This window comes from Bradyrhizobium sp. S3.12.5, from assembly GCF_040548225.1.
GTDB lineage: Bacteria > Pseudomonadota > Alphaproteobacteria > Rhizobiales > Xanthobacteraceae > Bradyrhizobium > Bradyrhizobium cytisi.
Genome location: NZ_JBEPRF010000002.1, coordinates 69270 through 83086, shown reverse-complemented (window position 1 = coordinate 83086; position 13817 = coordinate 69270). Strand labels below are relative to the sequence as shown.

General features: G+C 62.3%; 11 protein-coding genes. 5 read left to right on the top strand and 6 right to left on the bottom strand.

Features of this window, described 5'->3' with window-relative positions; all coding sequences use genetic code 11:
- Nucleotides 1-37: 37 nt before the first annotated feature.
- Nucleotides 38-1531, top strand: coding sequence for an ABC transporter substrate-binding protein (locus ABIC09_RS02500; protein WP_148755529.1), 1494 nt, complete (start codon nucleotides 38-40; stop codon nucleotides 1529-1531).
- Nucleotides 1532-1888: 357 nt separating this feature from the next.
- Complete coding sequence (locus tag ABIC09_RS02495) at nucleotides 1889-2863, top strand: magnesium transporter CorA family protein (RefSeq protein WP_148755528.1); 975 nt, start codon at nucleotides 1889-1891, stop codon at nucleotides 2861-2863.
- A gap of 42 nt (nucleotides 2864-2905) precedes the next feature.
- On the opposite strand, the gene ABIC09_RS02490 is transcribed toward ABIC09_RS02495, so the two are convergent.
- The gene (locus ABIC09_RS02490; RefSeq protein ID WP_354108302.1) at nucleotides 2906-3526 is read right to left on the bottom strand and encodes an alpha/beta hydrolase; all 621 of its coding nucleotides are present in this window, start codon (nucleotides 3524-3526) and stop codon (nucleotides 2906-2908) included.
- Entirely contained in the window at nucleotides 3523-4461 is a 939-nt protein-coding gene (locus ABIC09_RS02485) for a ring-cleaving dioxygenase (protein ID WP_148755526.1), read from the bottom strand. The genes ABIC09_RS02490 and ABIC09_RS02485 overlap by 4 nt, the downstream gene beginning before the upstream one ends.
- Nucleotides 4462-4590: 129 nt before the next feature.
- Here ABIC09_RS02485 and ABIC09_RS02480 point away from each other — a divergent pair, with 129 nt between their 5' ends.
- Nucleotides 4591-5496 (top strand): LysR family transcriptional regulator, encoded by a 906-nt coding sequence (locus tag ABIC09_RS02480; RefSeq protein WP_354108301.1) that lies wholly within the window; start codon nucleotides 4591-4593, stop codon nucleotides 5494-5496.
- 330 nt (nucleotides 5497-5826) lie between these two features.
- Complete coding sequence (locus tag ABIC09_RS02475; protein ID WP_354031993.1) at nucleotides 5827-6174, top strand: hypothetical protein; 348 nt, start codon at nucleotides 5827-5829, stop codon at nucleotides 6172-6174.
- Between the two features lie 1090 nt (nucleotides 6175-7264).
- Here the strand turns inward: ABIC09_RS02475 and ABIC09_RS02470 are convergent.
- The 4 genes from ABIC09_RS02470 to ABIC09_RS02455 all read right to left on the bottom strand — a co-directional run bounded on the left by ABIC09_RS02470 (nucleotide 7265) and on the right by ABIC09_RS02455 (nucleotide 12764).
- Nucleotides 7265-7663, bottom strand: coding sequence for a hypothetical protein (locus ABIC09_RS02470; protein WP_354108300.1), 399 nt, complete (start codon nucleotides 7661-7663; stop codon nucleotides 7265-7267).
- 496 nt (nucleotides 7664-8159) lie between these two features.
- Complete coding sequence (locus ABIC09_RS02465) at nucleotides 8160-8810, bottom strand: glutathione S-transferase family protein (RefSeq protein WP_354108299.1); 651 nt, start codon at nucleotides 8808-8810, stop codon at nucleotides 8160-8162.
- Nucleotides 8811-9033: 223 nt separating this feature from the next.
- A complete protein-coding gene (locus ABIC09_RS02460; protein ID WP_354108298.1) occupies nucleotides 9034-11724 on the bottom strand; it encodes a hybrid sensor histidine kinase/response regulator in 2691 nt (896 codons plus the stop codon).
- The gene (locus tag ABIC09_RS02455; RefSeq protein ID WP_148755520.1) at nucleotides 11721-12764 is read right to left on the bottom strand and encodes an ABC transporter substrate-binding protein; all 1044 of its coding nucleotides are present in this window, start codon (nucleotides 12762-12764) and stop codon (nucleotides 11721-11723) included. The genes ABIC09_RS02460 and ABIC09_RS02455 overlap by 4 nt, the downstream gene beginning before the upstream one ends.
- A gap of 282 nt (nucleotides 12765-13046) precedes the next feature.
- Here ABIC09_RS02455 and ABIC09_RS02450 point away from each other — a divergent pair, with 282 nt between their 5' ends.
- Nucleotides 13047-13802: a hypothetical protein gene (locus ABIC09_RS02450; protein ID WP_354108297.1), complete on the top strand. Its 756-nt coding sequence runs from the start codon at nucleotides 13047-13049 to the stop codon at nucleotides 13800-13802.
- Nucleotides 13803-13817: the final 15 nt, after the last annotated feature.

The following is a 13817-nucleotide window of genomic DNA, read 5'->3' as shown; positions in this document are numbered from 1 at the left end:
TAGCCTCAAACGACAGAAGAAGGCTGGGGAGTCAGGCATGTTGAAGAAGCTAACGATCGTCGCTTTTGCCGCGGCATTGGCCGCGGCGCCGCTGCCGGTGCTGGCGCAGAGCAAGAAGGACAGCGTCGTCATGGGCATGACGCTGGAGCCGCCGGGGCTCGATCCCACCAACGCCGCTGCGGCCGCGATCGCAGAGGTCACGCTCTACAACATCTACGAGACCCTGACCAAGATCAACGAGGACGGCTCGGTCGCGCCGCTGCTCGCCGAGAGCTGGACCGCCTCGCCCGACCTGAAGACCTACACGTTCAAGCTGCGCAAGGGCGTCAAATTCCAGAACGGCGAGGCCTTCGATTCCGCTGCCGTCAAATTCTCGTTCGAGCGCAACGCGGCCGCGAACAGCACCAACAAGGACAAGAGCCTGTTCCAGGCCTTCGAGAAAGTCGATGCGCCGGACGCCGACACGATCGTGCTCACGCTGAAATATCCCGAGCCGAACCTGCCGTTCCTGCTGGGGCAGGCTAGCGGCTCGATCGTCGAGCCGAAGAGTGCGGCGACCAATGTGACGCAACCGGTCGGCACCGGGCCATACCAGTTAGGGGCCTGGGTCAAGGGCTCCTCGCTCACGCTCAACAAATGGGCCGACTATCGCAACGCCTCCGCGATCAAGCTGTCCAAGGTGACGATCCGCTTCATCGGCGATCCCGCCGCGCAGATTGCGGCCCTGCTGTCCGGTGACGTCGACGCATTCCCGCGCGTCACCACCCGCGGCGTCGCGCAGTTCAAGAGCGATCCGCGCTTCACCGTGCTGGTCGGCGGCTCCAAGGCCAAGACCATCGTCGCCATCAACGAGAAGAAGAAGCCGCTCGACGACGTGCGAGTGCGCCGCGCGATCCTCGCCGCCATCGACCGCAAGTCGATGATCGACGGCGCGGTCGAAGGTTTCGGCACGCCGATCGGTAGCTTCTACACGCCGGGCTCGCTCGGCTATGTCGACACCACCGCCGTCAATCCCTACGACCCCGAGAAGGCGAAGAAGCTGCTGGCCGAGGCCGGCATCACCACGCCGCTCGAGCTCAGCCTGAAGCTGCCGCCGCCGCCTTACGCGCGGCAGGGCGGCGAGATCCTCGCAGCCCAGCTCGCCAAGGTCGGCATCAACGCCAAGATCGAGAACGTCGAATGGGCGCAGTGGCTGTCGCAGGCGTTCGCCCCCAACGGACCGCACAATTACGACCTCACCATCGTCTCCCATGTCGAGCCGTTCGATCTCGTCAAGCTGACCGAGCCCGACTTCTACCTCGGCTACAACAGCGAGGCGTTCAACGCGCTCTACAAGCAGATCGTGTCGACGCCTGACGAGGCCGGCCGCGCTAAGCTGCTCGGCGATGCCCAGCGCATGCTGGCGACCGACGCGGTGGCCGGCTTCCTGTTCCAGCCGCAATGGCCCACGGTCATCAACAAGAAGCTGAAGGGCGTCTGGAAGGAAGTCCCGCAGTTCGAGAACGACTTCTCGGCCTGGTCCTGGGAGTAGAGTCCTCCAAGTCAAATCCGACATCTCGATTTCGACCTCTCCCCGTCGGGGAGAGGTTTTTTTCAACTGCCCAAAGCAAAACCCTTAAAACAACCCCATGCACAGTAGCCGGGGCTAGTTCTTTCAATGGCTTGCGCGACCCGCTCGATGGCTTGCGCATGTCGGCCGTGAACGTTGACCCGTCGGGCAAAACACTGGCATGATGGCATCGTCGGAGAAAGCCGTCGCCCATGTTCATTTGGCAGCGCCGCTTCTCTTGATCCCCGCCGCTTGAACGATTGAAACCCTCATGCGTTAGCCGGCGCAGGATGGCCGCATGCCGTGCGTGCCGGCGCGAGGACAAACGGAGTTCGGTCATTGCTGAAACTGCACAGATGGCCGTCCGACGATTGGCAAGGCATCGGCGCGGAAATGCCCTCGGAGATCATCTGGGCCGATCTCCTGAACGCGACCGCAGGCGAAAAGCAATTCGTCGAGCGAATGCTCAAGATACGGATTCCGTCCGAGGAATCGCTCAGCGAGATCGAGGCGTCGAGCCGGCTGATCCTCGAGCACGGCACGCTCTACCTCAGCTCGCCGGCGGTCCGGGTCAACGAGGACAACGAGGCCGAGATCACGCCGGTGGGGTTCGTGATTGGCCCGCATGTGCTGGTGACGGTGCGCTTTGCAGAGCTGCCGATCTTCGACCAGATCAGCAAGCGCGTCGGCTCCGACGACAGCCTCGAGAACGGCATGTGCGTGTTCACCAGCCTGCTCGAGGCCATGATCGACCGCGGCGCCGATGCTCTGGAGCACCTCGGCGCGAAGCTCGACCAGCTCTCGCGCGGCGTCTTCAAGGGCGGTCTCATTCGCACCAGGCGGCCGGTTCGCTCCAGCCGTAGGATGCGCGAGGCGCTGGAGAATGTCGGCGAGCTGGCCGATCGTCTCGCCAAGTCGCGCGATGTCCTGCTCGGCGTCGGGCGTATTGCATCCTATGCCGACAATGTCGGGAGCGAGTGGATCACGGCGGCGTCGAAGAAGCGCCTCGAGGCGGTCTCTAAGGACGTCGCTTCGCTCAGCGATTACGAGACGCGACTGTCCGACAAGATCCAGCTTCTGCTCGATGCCGTGCTCGGCTTCATCAACATCCAGCAGAACGAGATCTTCAAGGTCCTGACAATTGTCTCCGTGGTCGGCGTGCCGCCCACGATCCTGGTCGGTGTCTGGGGCATGAACTTCAAGAACATGCCGGAGCTGAGCTGGACGTTCGGCTATCCGCTGTCGCTGCTCGTGATCGTCGCCAGCGGGGTGTTGCCGCTGATCTGGTTCAAGCGGCGCGGCTGGTTCGAGTGAGACGGCAGCGCACCGTCCGAAAACGATGCGCCGCTGGCCGCTTCATGCCGCCTTCGCCTCGACGCTGCCGATCCAGCTGCGGGCGAGCGTGACGTCGGCCTGCGACAGCTGATGGCCGGCCGGCAAGACCTTGTGCTCGACGCGCGCGCCTGCTTCCGACAACTGCGCCGCAAGCCTTGCCGAATTGGTCGCCGGCACGATCGGGTCACTTTGGCCGGACAGCAACAGAACGGGCTTGCCTGCAAGGTTGGCCTTGGGCGGATCCGACAGCGGCACCATGGCGCGCAGCAGGATCGCGCCTGCAAGCACGTCCGGCTTCAGCAGCAACAGTGCGGCTGCGATGTTGGCGCCATTGGAGAAGCCGACCGCAACTGGCGCGCCAATGCCGTATTGCTTCCGTGCGTCGGCGACGAACTCGCCGAGCTCGAGCGCGCGGCGACGCACGTCCTCCTCGTCGAACACGCCTTCGGCAAGTCGGCGGAAGAAGCGCGGCATGCCGTGCTCGAGCACGCGGCCGCGCGGCGAGAGCAGGGCGGAGCCGGGAGCGATCATCTCGCCGAGGCCGAGCAGATCGTTCTCGTCACCGCCGGTGCCGTGCAGCAGCAGAAGAGGAGGAGAGCCCGCCTTGGTGGCGGGCTCGTAGCGATGGATGAAGTCGGTCATGACGCGGTCTCTTCCAAATTCGGCAGCACGCCCTCGATCTGCTTGCGATGCGCTTCGAGGAAGCCCGGCAGCTTCAGGTCGCGTCCGAGCGTCGCGACGGGCTCGTCGACGGCGAAGCCGGGGATATCGGTCGCGATCTCGAACAGCACGCCGCCCGGCTCACGGAAATAGATCGAGCGGAAGTAGTTGCGGTCTCGCTGCTCGGTCGGATGCAGGCCGTGATTGGTCACGAGCTTCTGCGCCATCTTGCCCTGCTCGGCATCGTCAGCCGCGCGGAACGCGATGTGGTGCACCGAGCCGCCGCCCTGATGTCCACGCAGGAAGCCCTTGGCCTCGTAGATGTCGACGACGCTGCCCTCAGCATCGCCCGAGGCCTTGAAGCGGATCACCGAGCCTTCGCGCCCGGTCTCCTTGAAGCCGAACACGTCGGTGAGGACGGCGGCCGTCTTCGCGGCGCTATCGAGCAGCAAGGTCACGCCGTGGAAGCCGCGGATCGCATGCTCGGCGGGCACGTCGCCATTGCTCCAACCCGGCTCGTTCTCGGCGCCGGGAATGCCGACCAGCGCGAGCGCCATGCCGTCAGGGTCCGTGAACGGCAGCACGGACTCGCCGAAGCGCTTCTCGAGCGCCTCGTAGGCGATGCCCTTCTCGACGAAGCGCTGCGTCCAGTAGCCGAGCGAGCGCTGCGGCACGCGGAAGGCGGTCTGATGGGTCTCGCCGACGCCGCGACGCCCGGCCGATGCGCCGGCCCACGGGAAGAAGGTGAGGATGGTGCCGGGGCGGCCGGTCTCGTCGCCATAATAGAAGTGATAGGTGCCGGGATCGTCGAAATTGACCGTCTTCTTGACGAAGCGCAGGCCGAGATCCCGGGTGTAAAAGCCGAAATTGCGGATGGGGTCGCCGGCAATCGCGGTGACATGGTGCAGTCCAGACATTGTAGTTCTCCAGAATTCGGGGAGCGGTCTTGCTCTGGAGCGAAATATCGTTCCGCTTTGGATTGGAGACAATCCATGCAAATATGACGTCTATGTCTACGATTTGGAAACAATCGCCGGGGCCGGCCCTTGGATAAGGTCGCCAGCCTCCGGGCCTTCGTCAAAGTGGTCGAAAGCGGCAGCTTTGCCGAGGCCGGCCGGCAATTGCGGCTGTCGCGCTCGGCGATCAGCAAATACATCGCCGACCTCGAGGAGAGCCTCGGCGTCCAGCTTTTGAACCGGACCACCCGCCACGCCAGCCCGACCGAGAGCGGCCAGCGCTATTTCGAGCGCGCCGTCGTCATCCTCTCGGAGATCGAGGCCGCCGATCAGGCGGTGGCGCAGGCCCAGTCGGCGCCGCGAGGACTGTTGCGTGTCAACGCGCCGATGTCGTTCGGCACGATGCGGCTCGGGCCTGTTCTCGCGGACTTCATGAAGCAATATCCGGAGCTTCAGCTCCAGATCGTGCTCAGCGACGATCTGCTCGATCCCGTCCAGGACGGTTTTGACGTGACGTTGCGGATTGCGGAGCTGGAATCCTCGAGCTTGATCGCACGAAAAATCATGCCGGTGGCGCGCATGATCTGCGCATCGCCGGATTATCTCGCGCGCCACGGTACGCCAAAGCATCCGCAGCATCTGCGCGAGCATGCCTCGCTTACCTACGGCTTCCTGCTCACCGGCAACCAGTGGAAGCTCACCGGCCGCGACGGCGATCACTGGATCCAGCCGGCCTGGTCGCTCTGCGTCAACAATGCCGAGGTGCTGCGCGATGCCGCGATCAAAGGCAGGGGCCTCGCGCTGCTGCCCGACTTCATTGCCGCGGATGCTTTGCGCAAGGGCGAACTGCGGACGTTGCTGGACGACTACTTTGCGCCGCCGCTTGCGCTCTATGCGGTCTATCCACCGACGCGGCATTTGTCGGTGAAGGTGCGGCTGTTTATCGATTTTCTGGTTGAGCGGTTTGGGCAGGAGGAGGGGGGCGGGCGCTCATGAAATCCGCGATGTCCGCTTGTCTCCTGGCAGCGGTGGAGGAGCGGACATTTGCATGAGTCCAAGAAGGGCCACAGGACTAAACCGCTTGCGCGGTAGGACTCCGCGGCTGCCGACGGAGCCAAGAGGATAGCGCGGCGGGACGTCCTGTCTTGAGATCGAGGGGTTTCGACAACCTCACTCAAGACAGGAGCATCCCCATGACCGACGAGGCCATGAAAACCTTCACACTAGCGGACATGGCGCGATTATTCGCCAAGCTTTATGTATTCTGTTCAAATGGCCTTTAACTCTCTGGGGTTAAGAGGTCGGCGATAAGCAGGTGAGGGTAACGTGACCCTAAAGCCATCCGTCATTTGTAACGTTCCGGCCGATGTCTCTTCGATAAAGAAGGCCATCGGTCCCAAGCTGGCCAAGCAGTACTCTGCAAATCCCAAGGTGCCGAAGTACGCCTTCGTCCTCAAATTCCCCGACGGCGTTGTCACCGGGCGCGCGGTTTCACATGCGCTAGGAAAAATACCAACTCCGCGCGGCCCGATATTGCTCGCAGGTCAACACTTCACGGTAGAAGCAATGGGGCTCGCCAAGGCGGAAGGCTGTGAAGTGATTGCCATTCACGAGTTCTTTTGGACCGATGCAGCATACGCCGATAGATGGAGCGACCGACCGCTAAAAGGCTAAGGGGAATTACGGTGACAGTGCTGGACTGCACATAATTGGTCAAGCCGAGTTGAATGCACCGTAATCTGCCGTCGGTTTGGCGCACGGATGCAAACTTCCGGTCTACCCCTGTGATCCGACATAAAGCTGCACCACGCCAACGGAAGCGATGGGCCAACAGCGGAAGCTCATCCGCCGCAAGGGTCCGTTTACCAGCATCTCGCTCCCGTTCGATGAGCCAACCAACGATAGTCGCAACTCGCTATCGATATTGCTATTCTTGGTGAATGGCAGGGTCGGTAATGATTAGGGTCTTTCGAGGTGTGAGCATGGTTTGCTTATGCATCGTGGGAGTCGCCGTTGTTGTAGCTCCCTTGGAGCTTGTCGCTTATCCTATGCTGAAATCCATCGGGTGCGGTTTGAACGAGGGACGGCAAAGCTTCGCCTGCGAAGATGGTTGGGGCGGTCACGTCATCTCGACCGTTCTCAACCTGCCGATTTCGTTCTCTGACGCGCGAGAGTTTACGTTCAGGCCCCGAGCGTCGTTCGGTCGAGGATTTGGGGTTTACTTGTTCGACGCCATCTTCATTCTCGCGCTGGCATATCCTCTCCTGATCCTCTTTGCGCGGAACGGCGGCCGGCGCAGTAGCTAACGTCAGCAATGGGTCAAGAACGGTAATGCTCTGGCCGAGCCGAACATTTCCGCTCAGCCTCCAAGACCGGACATCTGCGCGTTATGAGTACACGTCCTAGCCAGAGTACCAAACGATGCCAACGCACCCATTGCCATTGGTAATACCAATACTCCTCACAGTTTTGCTGTTCTGGTTAGTCCTCTGGCTTCTGGCGCGCCGTCTTAAACGTGTTTCCTTAACCGATTGGATTCAGCTCGGCTCTCCAACAGGCTGGGGGATAGTGCTGGGGACTTTTAGTGAAGCTTGGCAAAACTGGGTATCCAATTGTCGGTTGATGCTATTTGTCTGGGCTGGTGACCATGCCGCGCTCAATGATCGCTATCTCACTACCCTGATATGGTTTGAGAGAATGCTATTCGTTTTTGCTGCGGCCATAGCCGCGCTGTCTTACCTTTCAAACTAGCCAACTTCGATCTTCAATTTATGCCATCACCCGGTCCTGCGACCCAAGGACGGCTTGCGATTACACCCCGCTGAATGACTTTCCACGTCAGAGAACCAGCGACCAGAAGTGACATGGAGCAGAATGCGACAGTCCCCAAGATACGCACATCGAGACGCGCTTCATTCAGCCACACCAGTGCGGCCAAGCAGAGCGCCGCCGGTATAGCGCACGCCTGTGTCGCAACATACCGACGGCGCAATGCTCGCGGTGCGCGGGAGCTCCAGACGAAATCATCAACCTCGAACCTGCGAGAAATAGAGTCCGCTGGCTCTTGCAGATCCCACTTGTCCAGTTCCATCATCACGGACTGAAAACCCCATCCGGCAACGCCGATCAGCGCAACGGCAAGTAGACATAGAACGAGCGACATCTCGTTTTCTCCAGCTTCCGTAAGCTATCGGGCGCATCAATCGTCAATTGTCCGCTGCGGGTCATTCGCGTCGGTTTGGCGCACGGATGCAAACTTCCGGTCTACCCCTGTGAGCCGACATAAAGCTGCACCACGCCAACGGAAGCGATGGGCCAAGAGGCGACATTGATAAACCGGACTCAGGCGTAACTTGTGTAGTATTTGCAGATGATGACCACCACGAGCAGCGCGAACATCAGCAAGTAAGAAAATTGCGAATTGGAAATGGTCTCTATTGGCCATTTCAGAATTGATGGGGGGACACGCAAATGTTGCGCGTCTAATGACGTGAGTCGGGCATATACGAACCCGGTCCCAAGGTAAGCCGCGCCAACAAGAGTAACTAGCTGCCAAAAGATCATCACGTGTCTCCATCCGCCGTGTTACGGTGACAGTGCACCCTATTCGGTCCGGCCGAATTGAATGCACTGTCACCGTAATTTCGTAATTGTGGAAATCAAAAATCAAGCCGGCCGTAGAGTTCGTCGAATGGCACGCACACATGCTCGCGGTAGGCGGATCTCGATTGCAGCCGCTCATACCAGCGCTCAACGTTCGGCAAGTTCGGGCGCGGAAGGTCAAGATTGAGGTAGCGATAAAGATGGGTCCCTATCGGAATATCGGCGAGTGATAAGTGGTCTCCCAGCATGAAAGACCTGCCTTTCAACTGATGGTCGATGTGCTTCAGATAACGGTTGGTCTGTTCCAGAGCTTTGTCGACCGCAACCAAATTGCGTTGCGCTTCGGGCGTCCTGTACCAGCCCCAAAATACGCCAACCATGAATGCTGGCTGCAACGCGGTTTGCGACCAGTCCATCCATTGGTCTGCGTTCGCACGCTCAGCCGGATTCGCCTTACAGAACGAAGTTTCGGAAGAGTATTTGGCCGCAAGATACCTTAAGATGGCGTGCGACTCCCAGACGATGATGCCAGAGTCATCAATCACCGGAACGCGGCCATGCGGGTTCATGGCTAGGAATTCATCAGTGTCGAGGCCGCCGAACGAGCCTCCAAGTTCGACATGCTTGTGCGCGATGCCGAGTTCACCGACTAGCCACATCACCTTCTGCAAGTTGAATGACGATTTACGGCCGTAAACGGTGAGCATTTGGCGTAGACCTCAATTGGGACAACGGCTTTCCACCTAGAGAGCAGCAGTAAGCAGAAATGAAATGCCGCCGCAAGTTGCAATAGCTCCCTTCTCCTTTAGGTCAAAACCAGAAGCGACTACCGACGAGCACAATGAGCCCGCTTTTGGCCGGGTCGTGATCGAAATACGCGACAATCGGCTTGCTGACGCGCTCCTGTCTCGCGCGCCTATCCAGTCCTAGCTAACCCGACCGCTGCTCGGCGGGCGCGAGCAGATCGTCCAGCGCGCTCATCGACGCCGCGCGAAGCACGGCCAGCTCGCGCGCTGCATCCTGGCACTCGGCGAGCGGCATCGTCGGCGCGGCCAGCTCGATGTCACGGCAGCGCTCGAACAGGCGGACGAGGCCGAGGGCACTTGCCGCGCTGCCGAGCTGATGCGCGGAGCGCGCCAGCTGCTTGTGATCGCCAGCTGCAGCCGCCGCAGTGATGTCGGCGATCAGTCTGTCGCCGGTCTGGTCCAGCAGATCATGAAGCTTCGTGATCTGCGAGGCGCCGAGCAGCTCCTTCTGGTCGTCGAGAAAGTGCCGGTCGATGAATGCGCCGGCCGCAAGCGGCGCGTCGGTCGAGCGGTGCTCGGGCTCGTCTTCGATCGCCTCGCGAAGCGCGTTGATCAGGATCGGCTTGCTGACGATTTTGGTGATCCCGGCGCCTGCGAGCCGCTCGCGGGTGCTGCGCGACACGTCGGCGGTCACGACGATGATCCGCGGCATCGGCTGCAGCGGGAGCTGTCGAATGCGCGCGGTCGCCTCGACGCCATCCATGTCGGGCATGTGCAGATCCATCAGGATGGTGTCGAACGACTGGTCGGCGGCGAGCGCGACCGCGGCCGCACCATTCCTTGCGATCCTGGAACGGTGGCCGAGCCGGTTCAGAATCGCTTCGCCGACCTCGCAATTGACGGGGTCGTCATCGACCAGCAGCACGCGGCGCTGCCGCGATGGCGGCGAAGGCGCGCCTTGTGCAACGCCGCTGCCGGCATAGCCGAGTGGAACGAGAAGCGTGAACACGCTGCCGGCGCCCGGCGTGCTCGCCACCGTCAGCTCGCCGTGCATCAGCCGGGCGAGACGGCGGGCGATCGCAAGTCCGAGGCCGGTGCCGCCGAACCGCCGCGCGATGCTGTCGTCGGCCTGCACAAAATCCTCGAAAATCCGCTCGTGCATGTCGGGCGCGATGCCGATCCCGGTGTCACGAACGACGAGGCGAAGCAGGGCATGATCGTCGTGCCGCTCGGCTGTCGCGCTCAGCGAGATGCCGCCGTTCGGGGTGAACTTGATGGCGTTGCCGATCAAATTGAGCAGGATGCGGTTGAGCCTGACAGGATCGCCGTGCACGGAGGTGCTGAGCGTCGCATCACAGTCGAGGTCGAAGCTCAATCCCTTGCCGAAGGCTTGCGGCCGCATCAGATCGGCTGCGGTCTCGACCAGTCGGTCGAGACGGAAGTCGCGCGTCTCCAGCGCCTCAGTGCTGGCCTCGAGGCGGGCATATTCGAGAATGGCATCGACCAGCGCGATCAGCGTTTCGCCCGAGGCGGCGGCGGTTGCGAGGTGGCGGCGCTGGACCTCGCCGAGGCGGCCGTCGTCGAGCAGCTGCAGCACGCCCATGACGCCGTTGAGCGGCGTGCGCAGCTCGTGGCTGACCACGGCAAGGAAGCGCGATTTGGTCTCGTTGGCCGTAACCGCTACGCTGCGCGCGCGCTCGGCCGCATCGTGCTCGGCAAGGGCGTGATCGCGCGCCTTCTCGAGCTCGGAGGTCCGTTCGATGACCTTCCGCTCCAGCGTCGCATAGGATTCACGCAAATGCGCGGCCATCCGGTTGAACTGGTCGCCGAGCGCCTCGAGCTCGTCACCCGTCCTGATCGCGAGCCGCAATCCGAGATCGCCGCTCTCGATCCGCCGCGCGCCCTGCGTCAGCATCTGGATCGGCACGGTCATGCGCCGGCTGAGCCAGAGCGACACCAGGGCCGCGAAGGCCAGCAGGACGATCAGCAGGAACGTCGACCGTCCGATCGAGGCGTAGATCGGCGCGTAGGCTTCGCTGAGCGGAAGCTCGACGAACACCAGCCAGCCGAGCGAGGGGACCGTCGCATAGGTCGAAAGCACGCGTTGCCCGGAGAAATCCTGCTTGATCAGGCCGCCGGAGGGCGGGCCTACGCCGTCGAGCGCGGCGCGCACATCCGGATGCCCGGAGAGATCGCTGCGGCGGAGCGCCGGCCACAAATCGGGATGCGCGATCAGCACGCCAAGGCGATCGACCACATAGGCCTTGCCGGTGTTGCCGACCCTGATCCCGGCGACGAGGTCCCAGATGAAGCGCAGATTGACCTCAGCGACGACCACATGGGGCTCGCGGCCGGTGCCGCGGGTGGCGATCGTCATGAAGGGCTCGGTGTCGCCGAAGAAGTAGACCGGCCCGTAATAGGCCCGGCTTTCATTGGCGCCGCGGAAGGCGGCAGAGGAGGAGTAGTCGGCGTTGCTGCCGATCCTGTCCGCGACACGGCGCGACACGCGCACCTGCTCGCGGCCTTGCGCATCGAGCTCGGTCAATTCGGCGATCGCGGGCGAAAGGCGCAGCAGGCGGATGGCGTTCAGGCGCTCGTCCTCGTTGTTCGACAGCTCCGGAGGCAGGCGGGAGAGCCATCTGATTTGGTTCTCGATCTGGCCGATGAATTGGCCGATCTGAATGGCCGCGCTTGCGGCCTGCTCGCGCTGGGTCGCCGCGAGAAGCTGCTTCTGCTCGCGATAGGAGAACCAGATGTCGAAGCCGGTGTTGATGGCGAGCGCAGCAAAGGCGAGGGCGGCGATCGAGTAGAGATATTTGCGGAACAGCCGGCCCGGAGGCGTCCGCAAATGTCCCTGGTCGACCGCCTCGTTCACTCGCGAATCTCGTCGGCGCGCGCGAGCAGCGTGAACGGGATGGTCAGCCCGAGCGCGTTGGCAACGGTACGGTTGATCAACAGCTCGTATTTCCGCGGCGATTGCACCGGGAGATCGCCGGCCTTGGTGCCGCGCAGGATGAGATCGACGTAATCGGCCGAGCGCACCTCCAGCGTCGGCCCGTAGCTCATCAGCCCGCCGGCATCCATGAAGTAGTGGAACGGATAGATCATCGGCACGCGATATTTCGCGGTCGTCGCGACGATCGCCTGCCGGTTCACTACCAGAAAGCTGTCGACGAGCGAGATCATCGCCGCCTTCGGCGGCCCGGCGAAGCGGCCGATCGCGCCGTCGATTTCGGCTGCCGTGCTGATCGGGGTGAGGACCACGGTCACGCCCGAGGCCGCGGCCTCCTGCTCGACGGAGTCAAGATAGAAGCGCCCGGCGCGAGGCGTGCTCGCCGGATTGAACAGGACGCCGACGCGCTGGATATCCGGCACGGCCTCCCTGACCAGCTGAAGCCATTTGCCACCCATCTCGGGGGTGCTGCTGGTGAAGCCCGTGACGTTGCCGCCGGGACGGGCGAGGCTTTGAACGAAGCCATTGCCGATGGGGTCGTTGGATGTCGCGAAAACGATCGGGATGGTCTTGGTGGCTGCCATGACGGCTGCGGTTTCGACGGTCGAGCCGGTGAGGATGACATCCGGGTTGAGGTCGATGAGCTCGGCGACCGCGGACTTCATCTTGTCCGGTCCGCCGAAACTCGAGCGGATCTCGAAACGGTAGTTGACCCCTTCGACCCAGCCACGCTGCCTCAGGCCCGCGATCAGCGCACCGAGGCGCGTGGTCGGGCTTTCGGTCATGTTTCGTCTGGTCAGCTCGTCGTCGAGCGACAGGCTGGTGATCGAGGCGACGACCCGCATGCGATCCGACGTTGCCCCAAGCGCAAAAAATCCCGCGGCTGTCGCGCCCGCAAGGCGAATGAAATCGCGGCGGGCGACCGCCGGCACAACGCGGGCAGGAGCGGGCCGCTCAGTCATGACATGCTTCGCAAAGATTGTCCCTGAGCATGTGCATAACGCGAAAGCCTGACGGCGACAATTGATGAAAAAATGCCCTTGTGAATGTTCATTCGCAGCCACGGGCAGCCCGATACCGTATTGCTATGTGAATCGCTGTTTCGGTTGATGTCTGCTCCGTGACGCCTTGTAGGGCCTTTTGGCATTGCAACATTTCCGTCTCGATTGCGGGCGGCGGTTCGGGGGAATCTCGTAACTGCCGATTTTTGAGCTGTTGTTTCAGGTTTGTTTCGAAGGTTTACAATGCACAAGATCTATCATGTTCCGGCCCTTGTCGGCCTTCTCACCATTGTTGCGGCCGGGCCGCTGGCGGCCCAAGGCGTTCAGGGCGCGACGCCCAAGCAGAAGGCCGCGGCGGCGCCGAAGGCGGTCGCGGCAGGCGCATCGCCCGCCGCAGCCGCCCCCGCCGGTGCGGCACCGGCAGCCTCGAGCGAGACCGCCGACGACAAGACCAAGGCGATCGACGGTTTCCGCTCCGCCAGGTTCGGCATGAACGAGACCGACGCACGCGCGGCGATGGCCAAGGATTTCAACCCGAAGGCCGACGCGATCAAGTCGCAGGACAATCCGTCGGAGCTGACCCATAGCGTGCTGCTCACCGTTCCGGATCTGCTACCGAGCGGCGGCACCGCCGAGCTCTCCTATGTGTTCGGCTACAAGTCCAAGTCGCTGATCCAGATCGGCGCAGTCTGGTCCAAGGGGACCGATGCGGCGATGACAGCGGAGAAGCTGTTCTCCAACGCCAACATCCTGCGCGCGCACTTCCTCAGCGAGGGCTTCAAGCCCGACTCCATCGCGGTCAACATGCCCGTCAACGGCGGCATCGTGATGTTCCGCGGCAGCGACGCCAAGGATCGTTCCGTGATTCTGCTGCTCCAGGGCACGTTCGAGAACAAGGAGAACAACCAGCGCGTGCTCACGCCGACGAGCCTGCTGCTGTTCTACGTCGCCGACGCCAAGAGCCCCGACGTCTTCAAGCTTCCGCCCGGCCAGTTCTGATCACGGGTCATCTCA

What these genes read in the sequence shown, in the direction of transcription:
- ABIC09_RS02500 (WP_148755529.1), top strand. Translation starts at nt 38, where the DNA reads ATGTTGAAGAAGCTAACGATCGTCGCTTTTGCCGCGGCATTGGCCGCG.
- ABIC09_RS02490 (WP_354108302.1), bottom strand. Translation starts at nt 3,526, where the DNA reads ATGACCGACTTCATCCATCGCTACGAGCCCGCCACCAAGGCGGGCTCT.
- ABIC09_RS02465 (WP_354108299.1), bottom strand. Translation starts at nt 8,810, where the DNA reads ATGCTCACCGTTTACGGCCGTAAATCGTCATTCAACTTGCAGAAGGTG.
- ABIC09_RS02485 (WP_148755526.1), bottom strand. Translation starts at nt 4,461, where the DNA reads ATGTCTGGACTGCACCATGTCACCGCGATTGCCGGCGACCCCATCCGC.
- ABIC09_RS02470 (WP_354108300.1), bottom strand. Translation starts at nt 7,663, where the DNA reads ATGTCGCTCGTTCTATGTCTACTTGCCGTTGCGCTGATCGGCGTTGCC.
- ABIC09_RS02455 (WP_148755520.1), bottom strand. Translation starts at nt 12,764, where the DNA reads ATGACTGAGCGGCCCGCTCCTGCCCGCGTTGTGCCGGCGGTCGCCCGC.
- ABIC09_RS02450 (WP_354108297.1), top strand. Translation starts at nt 13,047, where the DNA reads ATGCACAAGATCTATCATGTTCCGGCCCTTGTCGGCCTTCTCACCATT.